This is a genomic window from Arthrobacter sp. I3 (assembly GCF_000520575.1).
GTDB classification, from domain to species: Bacteria; Actinomycetota; Actinomycetes; order Actinomycetales; family Micrococcaceae; genus Arthrobacter; species Arthrobacter humicola_A.
Map to the genome: position 1 here is coordinate 15,237 of NZ_AZSB01000446.1, position 16,327 is coordinate 31,563.

Annotated in this window: 16 protein-coding genes; 12 read left to right on the forward strand and 4 right to left on the reverse strand. The window is 62.2% G+C overall.

The genetic code is table 11. The features are described from left to right. Positions 1–398: 398 nt before the first annotated feature. From Y706_RS0100630 to Y706_RS0100650, 5 genes are all read left to right on the forward strand, one after another. Positions 399–1,004, forward strand: coding sequence for a helix-turn-helix domain-containing protein (locus Y706_RS0100630; RefSeq protein WP_028275092.1), 606 nt, complete (start codon positions 399–401; stop codon positions 1,002–1,004). After that, the gene (locus Y706_RS0100635) at positions 997–1,737 is read left to right on the forward strand and encodes a B3/B4 domain-containing protein (protein ID WP_028275093.1); all 741 of its coding nucleotides are present in this window, start codon (positions 997–999) and stop codon (positions 1,735–1,737) included. The genes Y706_RS0100630 and Y706_RS0100635 overlap by 8 nt, the downstream gene beginning before the upstream one ends. A gap of 121 nt (positions 1,738–1,858) precedes the next feature. Then, the gene (locus tag Y706_RS0100640) at positions 1,859–2,731 is read left to right on the forward strand and encodes an EamA family transporter (RefSeq protein ID WP_043433968.1); all 873 of its coding nucleotides are present in this window, start codon (positions 1,859–1,861) and stop codon (positions 2,729–2,731) included. 147 nt (positions 2,732–2,878) lie between these two features. Beyond that, positions 2,879–3,775, forward strand: a complete 897-nt coding sequence (locus Y706_RS0100645) for a dihydrodipicolinate synthase family protein (protein WP_043433969.1) — start codon at positions 2,879–2,881, stop codon at positions 3,773–3,775. Further along, positions 3,753–4,979 (forward strand): MFS transporter, encoded by a 1,227-nt coding sequence (locus Y706_RS0100650; protein ID WP_028275096.1) that lies wholly within the window; start codon positions 3,753–3,755, stop codon positions 4,977–4,979. Before Y706_RS0100645 ends, Y706_RS0100650 begins: the two co-directional genes overlap by 23 nt. 245 nt (positions 4,980–5,224) lie before the next feature. Here Y706_RS0100650 and Y706_RS0100660 read toward each other — a convergent pair whose 3' ends face one another. From Y706_RS0100660 to Y706_RS0100675, 3 genes are all read right to left on the reverse strand, one after another. Further along, positions 5,225–5,617 (reverse strand): RidA family protein, encoded by a 393-nt coding sequence (locus Y706_RS0100660; protein ID WP_028275097.1) that lies wholly within the window; start codon positions 5,615–5,617, stop codon positions 5,225–5,227. Positions 5,618–6,352: 735 nt separating this feature from the next. Continuing rightward, the gene (locus Y706_RS22785) at positions 6,353–7,783 is read right to left on the reverse strand and encodes an APC family permease (RefSeq protein ID WP_084475808.1); all 1,431 of its coding nucleotides are present in this window, start codon (positions 7,781–7,783) and stop codon (positions 6,353–6,355) included. Between the two features lie 10 nt (positions 7,784–7,793). Next, the gene (locus Y706_RS0100675) at positions 7,794–8,693 is read right to left on the reverse strand and encodes a carbon-nitrogen hydrolase family protein (protein WP_043433978.1); all 900 of its coding nucleotides are present in this window, start codon (positions 8,691–8,693) and stop codon (positions 7,794–7,796) included. Between the two features lie 115 nt (positions 8,694–8,808). Between Y706_RS0100675 and Y706_RS22790 the strand changes: the two genes are divergently transcribed. Both Y706_RS22790 and Y706_RS22795 read left to right on the forward strand, forming a co-directional pair. Continuing rightward, positions 8,809–9,426, forward strand: a complete 618-nt coding sequence (locus Y706_RS22790; protein WP_043433997.1) for a TetR/AcrR family transcriptional regulator — start codon at positions 8,809–8,811, stop codon at positions 9,424–9,426. Positions 9,427–9,527: 101 nt separating this feature from the next. After that, complete coding sequence (locus Y706_RS22795) at positions 9,528–9,692, forward strand: hypothetical protein (RefSeq protein WP_216699080.1); 165 nt, start codon at positions 9,528–9,530, stop codon at positions 9,690–9,692. 255 nt (positions 9,693–9,947) lie between these two features. Here the strand turns inward: Y706_RS22795 and Y706_RS0100690 are convergent, their stop codons facing one another. Then, positions 9,948–10,820, reverse strand: coding sequence for a LysR family transcriptional regulator (locus Y706_RS0100690; protein ID WP_156945017.1), 873 nt, complete (start codon positions 10,818–10,820; stop codon positions 9,948–9,950). 247 nt (positions 10,821–11,067) lie between these two features. On the opposite strand from Y706_RS0100690, the gene Y706_RS22800 reads away from it, so the two are divergent. From Y706_RS22800 to Y706_RS22805, 5 genes are all read left to right on the forward strand, one after another. After that, positions 11,068–12,534 (forward strand): ABC transporter substrate-binding protein, encoded by a 1,467-nt coding sequence (locus Y706_RS22800; protein WP_156945018.1) that lies wholly within the window; start codon positions 11,068–11,070, stop codon positions 12,532–12,534. A gap of 99 nt (positions 12,535–12,633) precedes the next feature. Next, positions 12,634–13,647 (forward strand): ABC transporter permease, encoded by a 1,014-nt coding sequence (locus Y706_RS0100700; RefSeq protein WP_216699081.1) that lies wholly within the window; start codon positions 12,634–12,636, stop codon positions 13,645–13,647. Then, positions 13,644–14,558 carry an ABC transporter permease gene (locus Y706_RS0100705; protein ID WP_084475810.1) on the forward strand — a complete coding sequence of 305 codons (915 nt, stop codon included), beginning with the start codon at positions 13,644–13,646 and terminating at the stop codon, positions 14,556–14,558. The genes Y706_RS0100700 and Y706_RS0100705 overlap by 4 nt, the downstream gene beginning before the upstream one ends. Beyond that, on the forward strand, positions 14,555–15,505 hold the full coding sequence (locus Y706_RS0100710) for an ABC transporter ATP-binding protein (RefSeq protein ID WP_028275103.1): 951 nt from the start codon (positions 14,555–14,557) through the stop codon (positions 15,503–15,505). Before Y706_RS0100705 ends, Y706_RS0100710 begins: the two co-directional genes overlap by 4 nt. Then, positions 15,502–16,326, forward strand: coding sequence for an ABC transporter ATP-binding protein (locus Y706_RS22805; RefSeq protein WP_043433981.1), 825 nt, complete (start codon positions 15,502–15,504; stop codon positions 16,324–16,326). Before Y706_RS0100710 ends, Y706_RS22805 begins: the two co-directional genes overlap by 4 nt. The last annotated feature ends 1 nt before the right edge of the window (position 16,327 follow it).

The following is a 16,327-nucleotide window of genomic DNA, read 5'->3' on the forward strand; positions in this document are numbered from 1 at the left end:
CGGTTCCACAGGGAGGGCGTCGGCCCTCCCCAATGACGATGTGACCTGCTGAACCACTGAGGCATCGCACCATCAGTGGCAGCGCAAGGCGAAGATTCGTCGGTTACGAGTGCACCCTTACGGAATCTTCATTATCGGAGTTAAAAACACGGGAGTGGAAGTAGGCGCTAGAACTCCCCTTCCGTGATGACCAGTTCAGTGTTTCCACATATACATACGGCATCACTTCGACGTGAGGGGAATTGGATCTACAGCTACCCGACTGCCGGCCTGATTGTGTCAAGTATTCCTGGCCCCGGGCGAGCAACTGAAACTGGCCCCAACCGGCGACGATCGTGACGGTAACAGCGCATTTAGGTGTTCTAGATAATGCACTCAAAGTGCAGTATGATGCACTTGTGGATGAGAGTACAACGAGCTTGGCGCTGGCGATCGGCGCCCGGGTTAAGCAGGAGAGGCAGTCGCGGGGCTGGACGCTTGATCAGCTGGCGGAATCTGCCGGGGTAAGCCGCAGGATGGTGGTCAACGTGGAGCAGGGTGCCGCGAATCCCAGCGTGGGAACTCTGCTGAGGATCAGTGACGCGCTGGGTGTGGGGCTGCCGGCGTTGGTCGAGCCCCCTCGGTCGAGGCCGGTGAAGGTCACGCGCAGTGGTGAGGGCGCCACTTTGTGGAGCGGTGAGTGCGGCGGGCGCGGGGTGTTGGTGGCCGGCACCGAACCGCCGGACGTGGTTGAACTGTGGGACTGGACGCTGGATCCCGGCGACCGTCATGTGAGCGAGGCCCACACGTCGGGCACCAAGGAGCTTTTGCAGGTCCGGCAGGGCACGGTCACGGTGGAGGTCGCAGGTCAATTGCTCACCCTCGATGAGGGCGATGCGGTGACGTTCCGGGGCGACGTGGCACACTCTTACGCCAATCCGGGCACGGAGCCGGCGAGGTTCTCCCTGGCCGTCTTCGAGCCGGGCGTGGGGACAGGTCACCGGCCGGAGGCGTCCGATGCCTGAGTCGGGCATGCTTCAGGAATTTCTCGACGGCGGCCATGTTGACGCCGCCGTGTTTGCGCTGCGCCCCGACTACCGGGCGTTGCTGCTGGCCGTTGGCGGACTCGTCCCTGGCCCGAGTGACCAGGCCGGTGAGGAGATGCTCCAGGCGGCGGAGTCCGCAGCCCGGGGGCTGCTCAACGGCCGGCCGGTTGAGCAGCTCCCGCACGTGGCTGCGTGGTGCGAGGCTTACCAGGCCTTCGGCGCCAGACCCAGCCGCACGCGCAACAGCCTGGAGGCGCTCCTGCGCCGTGCGGTGTCCGGGTTGCCCCGGGTGAACCGTCTCACCGACCTCTATAACGCGGTTTCGGTGCTCCACCAGATCCCTCTGGGCGGGGAGGACCTAAATCGCTACAGCGGTGCGCCCCGGCTGGTCCGCGCTACCGGCACGGAGCCCTTCGATACGGCCGCCGGCGGCGCCGCGGTGATCGAACACCCGGAACCTGGCGAGGTCGTGTGGTGCGACGACGCCGGAGTGACCTGCCGGCGCTGGAACTGGCGCCAGGCACGCCGCACCCAGCTCGGCGAGAACACCACCGCCGCGCTGTTCATCCTCGACGCGCTCGAACCCATGACCGATGAGGCGCTCCACGCCGCAGCCGAGGACCTGACCGCCCGGCTGACCCTACTCGGTCCCGACGTCCGCGTCGCCCGCCGCCTGATAACCGCCGGCACGCCAGCCAACGAAAGAGACTGACATGCTCATCCACCCCCGCATACGCGCGATCGGTGACCGGCTGGCCCAGGGCGGCCGGCCGTGAGCCAACGTGTCCCCAAGAATGTCCCTGTGCCACCATGGGGGGCTGGCCGTTGCCGCCATGCTCTCAGTCCAGCTCAGCTCGGCCCTGTCAGTGGATCTGATCGCATCGGTGGGGCCGGCCGGAACAGCCTGGCTCAGACTCAGCGTGGGAGCACTCATCTTTCTCGCCGTTGCCCGGCCCCCATTGCGCGCGCTACGCCGCCGCGACATCCCCGTGCTCCTGGGGCTGGGCGTCGCCACCGGACTGATGACCATCGCATTCCTCGCCTCCATCGAACGCATCCCGCTCGGCACCGCCGTCGCGATCGAGTTCCTCGGTCCGCTGACGGTCGCCGCGGTCCGCGCCCACAGCGCACGGGCGCTTATCTGGCCAGCCCTGGCGCTGCTCGGCGTCGTCCTGCTGACCGAGCCCTGGGCTGGCGACATTGACCTCGCCGGGATCGGCCTGGCAGGGCTCGCGGCCATCGGGTGGGCCGTCTACATTGTGCTCACCCAACGGATCGGCGACCGCTTCACAGGCATCGGCGCACTTTCACTCACCGTTCCCGTCGCTGCTGCCACGGCGGCGGTCGTCGGCATCCCGCAGTCCGCCGGAAATCTCAACCTTGGTGTCCTCGCCGCGGCCTTGGGACTGGCCGTCCTGATGCCGGTGCTGCCGATGGCGCTCGAGATGCTCGCCTTGCGCCGGATGACGCCCACCGCGTTCGGCACCCTGATGGCCCTCGAACCCGCCATCGGCGTGCTCCTCGGGCTGCTCGTGCTGCACCAGCAGCCCTCGCTAGTCCAATTCGGTGGCATCACGCTGGTCGTCCTCGCCGGCGCCGCCGCGCAACGCGGCGGCCGACGGCAACCGCGCTCCCGCGAACACGCCGGCACGCGCACCGACCCTGGCCTCATTGATCCCGACCTCATTGACCAAGGGCCGAAGTAGGCGACAGTCGTCCAGCCAGGCGGGTCCGCCAGCCTGTCGCTGCGCGAGAATTCCGAGGTTGAGGTGCCCGCGCAGCCCAGCCCACCCAGGTAGCGGCCGGCGCCTCAGACTTCGCTTCCCCGTATTTCAAACAAAGGAGTTATAACCATGTTCACCGGCTTGAGCGCCTTCCTCCTGACCCCTCTGGCAGATGATGCTGTTGACGAGCCTGCCTTCGTTCGCCTGATCGAACGGCTCTCGGAGGCGAAGGTTGACTCCATCACCGCGCTCGGATCCACCGGCTCCTACGCGTATCTGAGCAGTGAGGAACGGAGCCGTGTGGCTCGTCTTGCCGTCGAGCACGCCGGCGCGACACCGGTGTTCATTGGTGTTGGGGCCTTGCGGACCTCACACGTCCTCGCGAACGCTGAAATGGCAGAGCAGGCGGGGGCTTCCGCACTCCTGCTTGCGCCGATGACCTATCAGCCCCTCACCGAAAATGACGTGTTCGAACTCTTCCGGACCGTCACCGCGAACTCGTCGCTGCCCGTGATCGTCTATGACAACCCGGGCACCACCCATTTCACCTTCACGACCGAGCTTTACGGACGCATCGCGGAACTGCCCGGAATCGCCTCCATCAAAATCCCGGGCGTGCCGGCCGATCCGGAGCAGGCACAGGCGCGGGTTCAGGAAATCCGCGCCGCCGTACCGGCGCACGTGACCATCGGAGTTTCCGGTGACGCCAAGGCCGCCGCCGGACTGGCTGCCGGGTGCGATGCCTGGTACTCCGTCATCGGCGGCACTTTGCCCGCCCTGGCGATGCGGATCACCAGGGCCGCGCTGGAAGGGCGGGCCTCCAACGCGACCGCTGAATCCGAACGGCTTGCACCGTTGTGGGAGTCGTTCGCCGAGTTTGGCGGGAGTATCCGGGTCGTTGCGGCCATAGCGGAACAGCTGGGACTGGCATCACCATCGTGCCTGCCGCTTCCCATCCAGGGATTGACCGCGAAGCAGCGTGCCCATGTTGGCAGGATTGTCGATGAGCTCGCGCTTAACCCGTAGCGCCGGCCTCGGCGTTCCACGCGGGAAGGACCGCCGGGGCGGGGCGCTGGCGCGCTACGTCTTCGCCGCGACCCTGGTTCGCAGCGCAGACGGCGGCGCAGTGGTCGCCATCGTGCTGCTCGCACACGCCTGCGGGATGCCGGGCTGGCTGGCCGGCATCCTGGGAGCATCAATCACCGCACCCCACCTGCTCGGCCCCTTCATCGCCCGGCGCCTCGATACAGCCCGTGACGGGCGCAAGGTCATCGCGTGCTCCTCCGTCCTCCACGGGGTGCTGCTTGGTGCTGCTGCACTGCTCCTGCCCGTCGCCTGGCCGATCTGGCCGGCCCTGCTGCTCTTCGCTTCCGGCATCTTCGGGCCGATGCTCACCGGCGGGATCAGCAGCCGCCTGCCCTCCATCGCCGGCCCCGGGCAGCGCAGCCAACGCAGAGCACAAAGCTGGGACGTCGCAAGCTACGGGCTCAGCGGCACCCTCGGCCCCGCAGCAGTGGCATGGATCGCGGCCGCATCCGACGCACTCACCGCGACACTGGTTCTGGCCGGAGCCGCCGTCGTTGGTGCGGGAGCCGTCCTCGCACTCCCAAGGCAAGAGCCACTCGACCAGGCCGTTGACGTGCCATCACCCGGACGAACACTGAGCCTCATCTGGGGACGTGGTCCGCTGCGCCGCACACTCGGGCTCACCGTGACCGTCGCGTTCTCTGTCGCCGCGCTACCGATCTACGCCATTGCGACAGCTCCCGCGTACGGCGGGGCATCAGCCGCCGGAACACTGGTCGCAGCCTACGGGATAGGAAATCTCCTCGGATCAGCAGGGCTCATGCTCCGACCGCTTCGCCGCGACGCAGACCCTCTCATGAGCTCCCTCGCCGCACTCGTCGCGGCAACGCTGATACTCGTGATGCTCACTCCGACACTCCCCACCTCCCTCACTGCCTTCGGCCTGGCAGGGATCGCCAACGCAATGTTCTTCGCGGCAACACTCGCCGCGCGAAGCGAATACGCCCCCATCGAGGCCCGCGGCCAAATCTTCATCTGGGTAGGCGCACTCAAGATCGCAGCAGGATCCGCCGGAACAGCCGTCGCGGGTGCAACCATCGCACAAACGGTCTGGGCACCGCTTCTGCTGGCGACAGCCCTCACAGCAATTGCTGCGACCACCAGCATCATCGAGCGCTCCCGTCCACGCTGGTCCAAGCACTAGCCCGCCAGATTTCAACAGCACCCTCGCCCCGACATGCCCGCAGCCCGGCGGGGGGGTGCATCAGGCGCGCGCCAAAAAGCGCCGCCAAGACAACGCCAAATAGCTCTGCGATTCACACGGTTATTTTGTGGATCGCAGCGCTATTTGGCAGTGAATTCGCAGGGCTTAGTTGCCGACGAGTAGGGCTTCTCTGGCTGTGTCGATGATCTCGGGAGTGAGCGTATCGAGGTGGTCGTGCGTTTGGATCACCCCACGCGGCGCATCGCGTGCAGTTCGATCTCCACGCGCGCCCTGAGCGGGAGCCCGGCGACGGCGACCGTCGTGCGCGCGGGGTACTGGCCGTCGAAGTACCTCGCGTACACGGCGTTCATCGCTGCGAAGTCGTCCATGTCGACGAGGAAGACGTTGACTTTGACGACATCGCGCCAGCTGCTGCCGGCCGCCTCGAGGACGAGGCCAAGGTTGTCGAAGACGCGTGCGGTCTGCTCCTCGATGCCACCGCCGACCAGCTGCCCGGTCGCCGGGTCGATGGGCGTCTGCCCCGAAAGGAACAGCAGGCCATTCGGTATACCGCACGCTTGGGAATAGGGGCCCACGGGCGCCGGGGCGCTCTCGGCCATCACATAGGTCGGTTCCATCGCTGAGGTCCTCTCCGTCGGACGACGCGCGCTGCCGGAGCGTACCGGCCGGCGACCGGCTACCACGGCAGTCCGCTCGCTGATTTTCAGTCTACTGCCGGCACGGCTGCGGTGAGCTCTCAGCCGTCCGGCACCTGCTCGGGACTTCTTGCGGCAGGTCCCGTTCCACAGTTACTCCGTAGGGAACATCAGCGCTGAGGTTCACTGTGTACATATCAGGTCCGTGGCGGGTGACGAGAATGCCCTGCCATCCTTCTGTCATCGAGTGGTCGCGTGCCATCTCTACAGCCGTGTTGATACTGTCTGCGATTTCCGTCGGGGATAGGCCTGTGATGTGGAAGTAGCGACCGGCCTCGATCGTGATGATCATTGGACTCCTGATTTGCACTTAATATCGCCTTTGATTTGATGCTCATGATGTGGGCACGCACGTAGCGAATCGGATCTTTGGGACGAAGAAATGGTTTTCAGCGATGGCATACTCGCCCGATCGGATTCTCTTGACCGGAGGTTTGCCACCGAACTTGCACCGCATCCCGGGTGGCGGTTCCGCAGCCCGGGATGCAGTGGGTTGTCACTACGGAACGGTACGACTTTGGAGAGCGCCGATCGGGTGTGAAAGGGAACGGTGGCAATGGCGCTGATTAGGTCCCGTTTCTCGAGATGGCACCCGCCACACAGAGGGACGGGCCTGGGCACTGGTGCCTGGCCCGTCCTTGTATTGGGTGGTGGGGGTTAGATTTCGGTGGGCTGGGCCTGGCTGGCATTCCGCTTAGTTGACCGCGTGTCGTCAGCGTTTGGTTGCTGAACCTCCTTGGTGGGTTCGCCCGGCTGCCTCTCACGGTCGTGGAGGTCCATCTCTGGTGGTTCCTTGCGGAATCCTTTGGTGAGGAAGGTTAGATAAACAACTCCCAGACCGATCCAGCAGCAGCCGATGGTGATGGCGATGGGACTGAGCTGGGTTAGAAGGTAGATGTCGACCGCGGCGCCCAGTATTGGTAGGACGATGAAGCCAATGATCGAAAGCTTTTTGCCTTGCCGGCGGTTTCGGATGAAGTAGGCGATGACGCAGAAGTTGACGGCTGTGAATGCCAGGAAGGCTCCGAAGTTGATGAAGGAGGTTGCCGTTTCCAAAGAGATGTTCAGTGCCAGCATGGCCACGGCACCGACGAGGACCAGGTTGAAGATGGGCGTTTTGGTTCGGGGGTGGAGGCGTCCGAAGAGCCTGCGGGGTAGGACTCCGTCGCGGCCCATGACGTAGAGGAGTCGGCTGGTGCTGGCCTGGATGGCGAGGCCCGATGCGAACCCGCCGATGATGAAGAGCATGTTGGTGATGTTGGCGTAGAACTGCCCGCCGACGAGGACCTGCATGGAGTATGCTGCGGTCGCTGCGTGCTCGAAGTCTCCGCCTGGGTGAACGAGCTGCATGATGTAGGAGACCACGACGAAGATTATTCCGCCGACGAGGACGGTCAGGAGGATCGCGCGGGGAATGTTGCGCTGGGCGTTTTTGGTTTCTTCGCTGAGTGTGCTGACGGCGTCGAATCCCAGGAAGGCGTAGGCCGCGATAGCGGCTGCGGCAGCGACGCCGCCGACCGTCGTGGCATTGTTCCAGAAGGGGTCTGTGAACGACGCAGGCGGGTTGCCCCCGAGGTAGGCCAGGCAGTAGGCGATGAAGATCCCGATGAGGGTAACAACCAGAAGGGTCAGCGTTTTATTGACACGGTCAGTGAGCACGATTCCCGTGACGTTGATGATCGTTGTCAGTCCAGCGTTCAGAGCGAGCCAGGCCCAGACAGGGATGCCGGGAAACTGCGCTGCAAGGTAGAACGATTGGAACAGCCAGGCCACGGTGGGAAGGAAGAGGTAGTCGAGGAGGATTGCCCACCCGACGAGGAAACCGACACGGGAATCGAGGAGCCGTCGTGCATACACGTAGGCTGATCCCGAGTTCGGAAAGATCTTTGCCATTTTCGCGTAGCTGAGGGCAGTCAGCAGCATCGCGGCCGTGGCGAGGGCGAATGCTGTCGGGGCTGTTCCGTCGCTGGTGGAGGAGATGATACCGAAGATCGTCATTACGATTCCCGGGGCCATATAGGCCAAGCCGAACACGACCACCGATAGCAGGGATAGCTTGGGGGTAAGTTTAATGTTCTCAGCGGACATGGGGAGTTCCTTAGGCTGGGGCAGTGCTGAGGTTGGTCAGGGTTGACGGGGCGTTGGTCTGCCGCCAAAGGCGGGGATCAAGCTGGCCGGCGTATAGCGGCAATGGAATGCTGTCGTCGTTTTCAGCGAACTGGTCCCAGGGGCGGGTGACGCCCGCTGTGCCATATTGACGGACGTTCCCTACCTGGTCCAGGTCGATCACATCAACCAATGTCGCGTCTTCGGGCCCGGTTGCCGAAATTCGCACGCGGCCTTCAGGATCAACCAGGAAACTACGTCCAACCCCGTGCGGGCCCGCCGCGTTCACACTGGCAACGAAATTCTGGTTCACGATTGCATTGGCTTGACCGATAACAACTTCCTGCACACGATCGTTGGTCGGCGTCTGGACAACATTGAGAACGAGCTCTGCCCCCATCCAGGCCAGATGCCTGCTGTGTTCGGGGAACCAGGCGTCGTAGCAAATTGACAAACCGACGCGGCCGTAGCCGGTCATGTCGAAGACCACGAAGTCCTTACCGGAACAAACGGTCTCATAGGGCTTCCAGGGAAAGATCTTTCGGTACGCGGCTACTGCTTTTCCTTGTGGAGAGTAGACAACGGCGGTGTTGTAGATATGCCCGTCCGTACCACGTTCAAGCACGCTGCCAGGCAAAAGCCAGATCCCAAGGTCTCCGGCAAGCTCAGCAAGGGTACGGCCGCGCGGGCCATCAAGAGGTTCTGCCGAGGCTTCCATGTAGGCCTGCCGGTCCACAAACCCGGCAGAATCCACCGTGTTCAAGTGAAGCTCCGGGTAAACGAAAAGGTCGGCGACGGCATGCGCTTTGACCCTTCGCTCGAGACCAGCAGCAAAATCAGTCAAGGACTCAGCAGGTGATTGCACAAGAGCCAGAGGGAGAAGTCGAGTCATGACGGTAGCATTCCTATCGTGGGAGATTTCATTAACTAAAGATTAATTAAAGAATAATTAACGAACTTGGGTGTGTCAAGGGTCACTTCGAGGCCAGTGTGAAAGCATGGTGAGCATGGCAAGACCACGGAATCAGACAGCCCGCCGGGATCAACTCGTAGCAGCAGCAGGACGAGTCCTGCTGGACAGAGGGTCATCAGCGGCCCGCCTTTCCGACATTGCCAACGAGGCCGGCGTCACCCCGGCTGCGGTGCTGTACTACTACCGGGACGTCGACGAGCTCTTCAGCGAGGTCTTCCATCAAGGCGTGACGGAGTACTGTGACCGCCGGGAGGCCCGCATCCAAGCCGAAAGCGACCCTGAAGCGCAACTGAGGGCCTGCATCCACTCAGGCGTACCTTGGCCCGGGGAAAGCGAAACCGCTTCCCGGATTCTCGTGGAACTCATCCCAGTTTATCTGCGCAACAAGGCAGCCGCTCGGCAGCAGATGGCGTTCGTGGAGCGTCAAACGAACCTCTACAAAGGGATCCTGGAACGAGGCGCGCAGGAGGATGCCTTCACCCTCTCAGCGCCAGCCGGATTCTTGGCCCGGAGCTTCGTAGCCCTCGAGGACGGCCTCGTAATGGATGTACTCCTCGGCGACCTGACGCCGGAAGACGAGTACGAATTCCTGATCAGCTACGCGACGAACATGGTAAAAGCCAAGACCGGCAACAACTTGCAGCTCAGCTGACTCCCCGAGCAACAGCGGACACAAGCATGTTGACGGGCGCGACTCATCGGGCGCGCACCCCGGTGCGTCGGTATGCTCCGGCGATGCAGTCCTCGGGGTCGTTGACCCCAAAGGATGTCGCGGTATCCGGACCGAAGTGGGCCCAGATCCGCGAATCGCTGGGGATCACAAAACAGGCCGCCCACGACTTCTACCGCCGCAGGATCGAAGAACAGGAGAAGTACCTTACGAGCTTCACGACGCGGCAGCTGCGCGTGCGGTCCTGAAAGAAGTCAAGGAAGACTAGCCAGGCTCTCGCACCCATCCTCCTGCGTGGGCGAAGAGTGCCTGGTTCGATCACTCCCCCAGGTTCACGAAAGGTCCAGTATCGGCGTTTTATAGGCAGTGGAAGTAGCTTCGAGAGCTCCTGTCGATGGCCACTGCCCCCGGAGCCACGCCCCGCGAATCTCGTGAGCTTTTAGCACTCAGAGTTCGAGAGGCCGCTCAACCACCAGGGCCGAGAGTTGAGGATTGCATCCCCTCTATATTCGAGCGGCGGGGTACAGCTCCGAGGTGAAACGTGAAAGGTTCTGCAGGCACTCCCTTATCGCAGGCGCGGCGAAATGCAGCGGATTCCAGACACCGAAAAGAGTGAACACGAGGTCCTTTCCCCGATGAGTGATGGGCATGGCGTGCACCCCGAAATTCGGATCATCCGAGAGCACGCAGATGCCTTTGCCGGCGGCTGCCAAGGCTTGGCCGACCACGGCCGAGCGTACTTCAAATCCGGTCGTGTAGGTGAGGCGCTCAGTGCTAACAGCATCATCGAACATTGTGCGGACACCAAAATCAGCGGTCATGGTTATGAGAGGCCATTGGACGAGTTCCTGGAGGCTGATTTTCTCCCTCCCGGCAAGAGGGTGTTTGGCGTTGCACTGGGCCCAAAGGAACGCCCTGCCAACTACAACCGATTTGAGCTCGGATGGTGGGGGCTTTGTTCCCAGAGCGAAGTCAGCCTTACCGTCCTGCAACGCCGAGTAGACAAACTCAGGGGTCGCCTCGACAACATTGGTCAGGACTCCATCGGGCCCCTGCGAGACAATGAAAGGGGCGATGATGTCGGCGACGGTGGCAGAGGCTGCCGCTACCGTAAGCCGTTGCACCGAACCTCCGGCCATCGCCCGCGCGGATGATTTGGCCTGGGCGGCGCGGGTGACCAGGTCCTTGGCGATGGGCAGAAACGCAGTGCCCGCCGCGGTCAGCGACAATTTTGCTCCTGACCTATCGAAGAGGGTGAGCCCGAGGTCCTGCTCCAAGGAGCGAAGCTGCCGGGATAAAGAGGGTTGGGCCACCCGCAAACAGCGTGAAGCGGCATTGATTGATCCTTCATCAACGATGCTCAGGAAATACGTCAAGTGCCTCAAGTCCACTATGCCTCCAAGGTATGAGTTTTACTCATGATAGGCATTTCCCAGGCATAGGTGCACCTAGTTAGACTCGTCACACTTCCCACCCTTCTTCAAGGAGTCTCTGTTGGCACTCTCATTTCCACACCCGGCTCGGACGGTGCTTGTCACGGCCACAGCCGCCGTCGTTGCCCTTAGCGCGGCGGGATGCAGTCCTGCCGCACCCAAAGCTTCTTCCGGCCCCGACGTTTTCTCTGTGGCCGCATCTGCAGCCATCACTACGTGGGATCCGGTTCGTTCGTTTTCCACCGAAGCCCTCTACATGGGCAACATATACGAACCCCTGCTTTGGAAGAACCCGGCAGGTTCCGCAGAAGCGTATTCCCCGGCAATAGCCGAGTCCTGGAGCGCCAGTGCCGACGGAAAATCCTGGACATTCAAGATCCGCTCCGGAGCCACCTTCCACGACGGCGAGCCCATCAATGCCGCGGCGGTCAAAGCCAGCATCGACGCTGCCAGGGACCATGCAGCCGCATCCTTCATCTGGGCACCGGTGGAGAGCGTTACCGCCCCGGACGACTCCACTGTCACGCTGCAGCTGAAGTACGCTGCGCCGATGGACCTCGTCGCCTCCTCGACCTACGGCGCCTGGATCGTTGCCCCGAAGGCCCTGGCCGCATCCGCCAAGAATGACAAGTACTTCGAGGCCGGAATCGACGCGGGCTCCGGCCCCTACACCATCGACTCCTACAAGCCCGGCTCTAAGGTCGTGCTGAAGAAGTACGACGGCTACTGGAACAAAAAGGCTGCATCGCACGTCGACTTTGTCGACATCTCTATCACCCCGGATGCAGTCACGGCCCAGCAGATGCTGACCGCAGGTGAGGTGGACTACGCGACCAACATTCCCTTGGAAAACGTCAAGACCCTGGCCAGCGATCCGAAGTTCACGGTGAAAGACTTCAACTCACCGTTCAACTTCCTGGCCATGTTTAACACGAGCCGCGCACCACTCAACGACCCGGAGGTCCGCCGCGCGCTCAGCTACGCGATTCCGTACAAAGAGATCATTGACATCGGAGGGCAGGGCTACGGCACGCAGTCCCACGGCCCTGCTCCCAGCGGCATCTTCCCCTACAGCCAGGACGTCCCGCAGTACTCCCAGGACTTGGAAAAGGCCAAGCAACTATTGGCCTCAGCTGGTCATGCCGACGGCATGAACCTCAAACTCACCTACGCCTCCGAGAATCCCGCGGAAGCGCGGTTCGTGCCGCTGATCAAGGACGCCTTCGCTAAAATCGGTGTGAAGCTGGACGTGAAAGCCGAACTTTTCAACCAGCAATGGGACAGCGCAAAGGCTGATCCTCAGAGCGCCCAGGACATCTTTGTACTTAACTACTGGCCGACTTACAGCGACGCCGGCAGCGACAATCTCACGACGCTGTTCCATTCCAGCGAAAAGCCATCCTTCAACCTGAGCTATTGGAAGTCCCCGGAGTACGACAAATTGGTTGACAAGGCGGCAACCTTGACGGGAACGGACATGGACGCAGCCCAGGGCCTTTATAAGGAAGCCATGGACCTCCTCTATAGGGAAGCACCTGCCGCATTCCTCTACGATGCCCGCACAGTCTCAGTCGTTCCGGCCGGGTTGGAAGTTCCCGCCTACAACGAAAATTACCCGTTCACGGCCTTCTTCGCCCCCATCAAACGCGCCGCCTAAACGATACGACGCAGGCAGGGCCCGGGCTGCACCAACAAAGCCCGGGCCCTTGCCCTGCCCGCCCATCCCGCCACAACAATCAAGAAAAGGAGAACCATGTTGCGTTTCGTCGCCCGGCGGCTCATCACCTCGGTGCTGGTTCTCGCCGTGCTTACCGCGATCGTCTTCATCCTTGCCCGCATCGTTCCCAGCGACCCGGCCGTCATCTACGCCGGCCCGAAGGCGCCCCCAGCCGAGCTGGACAGGGTCCGGGAGCACCTCGGCTTTAACCGTCCGATCCTCGAACAGTACTTCGACTACGTCGCAAAGCTGATCACCGGGGACTGGGGCCAGTCTCTTGCCACAAAACGCCCCGTGTTGGATGAGCTGTTCACCCGCCTCCCAGCCACATTGGAACTCATCGGGTTTGCCATGGTTCTCGCTGTTTCGGCAGGGGTCATCTTGGGCGTGGTTGCCTCCCGCCGTCCTGGCGGATTCATCGACGGAGCAATGCGTTTCCTCTCCATCGGAGGGATTTCCGTGCCCGCCTTCTGGCTCGGACTGCTCCTTCAACTGTTGTTCGTTGGGGGGCTGGGCATACTTCCGGCCACTGGGCAATTCAGCAACTCCATCAAATACTCCAACCCCATCTCTCACGTGACCGGGCTTCCCCTGTTAGACAGCATGATCACCGGCAACGGCGTGGCCTTCACCGATGGTTTGCAGCACGTGATACTGCCGGCCCTCACCTTGGCCGCATATCCTCTCGGACTCGTTGCACGAATGACCAGGGCCGCCATGCTCGATGTCATGAACCAGGATTACATCTTCACCGCCAGGGCCTACGGTCTGAGGGAGACCGCCATCCGTTGGCGCCTGGCCCTGAAAAATGCTCTGCCACCAGTCCTGTCTATTGCCGGAATGGCTGCCGCCTACGCCCTGACCGGAACATTCTTCGTCGAAGCTGTCTTCAACTGGCCAGGAATTGGGCGGTTCGCTACATCTTCCATGCTTGCAGTGGACTACCCAGCCATCATTGCAATTACGCTCATGGGCGCCACAGCATACCTGCTGGCCAACCTTCTGGTGGACATCCTGCAATCCCGAATCGACCCCAGAGTGAGCATGTCATGAGCCCCACGACCCAAATCTCCGCCCCGACCGGTTCCGGGCCGGCCGGAGAACAGGCCACCCTTAAACCGATCAAATTACTTAAACAGACCCTGGGCCGTGACCGTTTGGCCGCTGTTGGCGCGATGATCATAGTCCTTGTTGTAATCCTTGCTGTTTTTGGGCAATGGCTGGCACCTTTCCCTGATCAGGGCATGGGGGCGACCAATGCCTCTGCCCGAAACCTCGCTCCCAACGTCTTGAACTGGCTCGGCACCGATCAGCTCGGTCGTGACGTTCTCAGCCGCATCATCATGGGCGCGAACCCGGCGCTGACCATCTCTGCCGTCGTTGTCGCGGCTGCGGCCCTCATCGGCATTCCCCTCGGCGCTGTCGCCGGATATCGCGGTGGCTGGCTCGACGAAGCCTTGATGCGTGTGACCGAGATCTTCCAGGCCTTCCCGCCTCTGCTCCTGGCCATGGTGACCGTTGCGATCCTTGGGCCCAGCCTGACCAACGCCGGCATCGCCTTGGCCATCAGCTGGTGGCCTTGGTATGCGCGCCTTGTACGAGCGGAAGCAAAATCCCTTCGGGAACGCTCCTATGTCGAAGCAGCCCGCGCCATGGGCATTCCGCAGCTGCTCATCATCAGCCGCCATGTACTTCGCAACTGCATGACGCCCATCCTCGTCCAAGCTACCGTCGACATCGGCACTGTGATCCTGGCCGCCGGGTCCCTGGCATTTATCGGTCTTGGAACTCAGCCGCCCCTGCCCGACTGGGGCCTGATGGTCGCCGAAGGGCGCGGGCTCATATTCAGTTCCTGGTGGATAGCCACCTTTCCGGGGCTGGCCATCTTTCTGGCCGTCCTGGGATTCAACCTCCTCGGAGATTCGCTGCGCGACCTCCTTGACCCCAGGCAGGTAAAGCGATGACACATGTTCTTAGCATCCGCGACCTCAACGTCGAATTCACCGACCGGGGAAAGCTTACCAACCGCCCCGTCCGCGGGATCGACCTCGATGTTTCCGCTGGTGAAATCCTCGGCCTGGTGGGGGAAACGGGGTGCGGCAAGTCCCTGACAGGACTCGCAGCCTTGGGGATCCTTCCACGCGGTGCACGGCGCACGGGGCAAGTGACCATCGGCAACGATCCCTTACAGGACTCGTCAGAACCAGGTGGCTCGGTGGCCATCGTATTCCAGAACCCTGGAACCGCCTTCAACCCCGTCTTCACGCTTGGCCGCCAACTCAGCGATGTCCTGGCCCGGCACCGGCAGATCTCGAGGGCCGAAGGCAAAGCTGAAATCATACGTCATCTAAGCCTGGTCGGCCTTCCGGACCCTGAACGGGTCTACCGCAGCTATCCGCACCAACTGTCCGGCGGGATGCTGCAGCGGGCCATGATTGCCATGGCTCTGCTACGCCAGCCCCGGCTTTTGATCCTGGATGAGCCCACAACGGCTCTTGACGTTACTGTTGCCCGGCAAATTTTGGTCCTCATTGACGAACTCCGACACAAGTTTGGGTTCGGTGTGCTGCTCATCAGCCACAACCTTGGCATCATCCGCGACGTCTGTGACCGCGTGGCGGTCCTTTACGCAGGCAGGGTGATCGAAACCGGACCTGTGGAAGCGGTCATGAACAATCCACGCCACCCATATACCCGCGGCCTCCTCGACGCCCTCCCAGCAGGGCGAACAGACGGCCAGCGACTGAACGCTATTTCTGGAACAGTGCCGGGAAATCTCCTATCCCTCACCGGGTGCGCCTTCAGAAACCGTTGCTCACATGCAGTCACCGACTGCTCGCTCACCGACCCGCTGCTCACCGAGACCGGGCCACACCAGGCAGTCGCCTGCCTCCAGGAAGGCGAACTATGACCAACGTTCTCACCCTCGAAAAGATCGTCAAAACGTTCCCGCACCACAGACGAGTCTTCACCGCAGTCGACGACGTCTCCCTTAGCATCAAGGAAGGTACGGTCTACGGGCTTGTCGGAGAATCCGGCTCCGGCAAAAGTACCCTCGCCCGCTGCGCCATGCAGCTGATGCGCCCAACATCCGGGCGAGCCATATTTGAAGGACATGACCTCGGCAAACTCGGACCCAAGGCACTGCGGATCATCCGTTCCCGGATGGGAATAGTACTTCAGAATCCAGTGGCATCATTGAATCCACGTATGACTATCGGCGCTTCAGTGGCAGAGCCACTTCGGGCCCACACTGCCCTGAAAGGGCAGGCCCTCCAAGCAAGAATAAACAATCTGCTGGACGAGGTCGGGCTGGGAGCCGGGCACGCCCATCGGCTCCCGCACCAGCTCTCCGGAGGACAGTGCCAACGCGTCGGCATAGCACGCGCCCTGGCCACCTCGCCCCGTCTCCTGATCCTGGACGAACCCACCAGCGCCCTTGATGTTTCCGTCCAGGCCCAGATTCTGAACCTGCTCCAGGACCTGCAGCAACAAAAAGGGCTGACATATCTGCTCATCTCCCACGACCTGGACGTCGTCCGCTATCTCAGCGATGAGGTGGCTGTCATGAAGACCGGAAAGATCGTAGAAAGTGGACCAGCCGAACGGATCTTCACCGATCCACAGCACGACTACACCCGCAGACTCCTCGAGGCAGCCCCCGGGCGCGGCCGGCCCGAATTGGCAGACTCCCACGCCCTCCCCACCCTTACCACGCAAGGCAGCGACTAAA

Bases quoted from the DNA above. Each gene is read 5' to 3' on its own strand.
- Y706_RS22785 (WP_084475808.1), bottom strand. From the start codon at position 7,783: ATGTCCGCTGAGAACATTAAACTTACCCCCAAGCTATCCCTGCTATCG.
- Y706_RS0100705 (WP_084475810.1), top strand. From the start codon at position 13,644: ATGAGCCCCACGACCCAAATCTCCGCCCCGACCGGTTCCGGGCCGGCC.
- Y706_RS0100650 (WP_028275096.1), top strand. From the start codon at position 3,753: ATGAGCTCGCGCTTAACCCGTAGCGCCGGCCTCGGCGTTCCACGCGGG.
- Y706_RS0100660 (WP_028275097.1), bottom strand. From the start codon at position 5,617: ATGGAACCGACCTATGTGATGGCCGAGAGCGCCCCGGCGCCCGTGGGC.
- Y706_RS0100645 (WP_043433969.1), top strand. From the start codon at position 2,879: ATGTTCACCGGCTTGAGCGCCTTCCTCCTGACCCCTCTGGCAGATGAT.
- Y706_RS22790 (WP_043433997.1), top strand. From the start codon at position 8,809: ATGGCAAGACCACGGAATCAGACAGCCCGCCGGGATCAACTCGTAGCA.
- Y706_RS0100640 (WP_043433968.1), top strand. From the start codon at position 1,859: ATGCTCTCAGTCCAGCTCAGCTCGGCCCTGTCAGTGGATCTGATCGCA.
- Y706_RS22805 (WP_043433981.1), top strand. From the start codon at position 15,502: ATGACCAACGTTCTCACCCTCGAAAAGATCGTCAAAACGTTCCCGCAC.
- Y706_RS0100675 (WP_043433978.1), bottom strand. From the start codon at position 8,693: ATGACTCGACTTCTCCCTCTGGCTCTTGTGCAATCACCTGCTGAGTCC.
- Y706_RS0100710 (WP_028275103.1), top strand. From the start codon at position 14,555: ATGACACATGTTCTTAGCATCCGCGACCTCAACGTCGAATTCACCGAC.
- Y706_RS0100635 (WP_028275093.1), top strand. From the start codon at position 997: ATGCCTGAGTCGGGCATGCTTCAGGAATTTCTCGACGGCGGCCATGTT.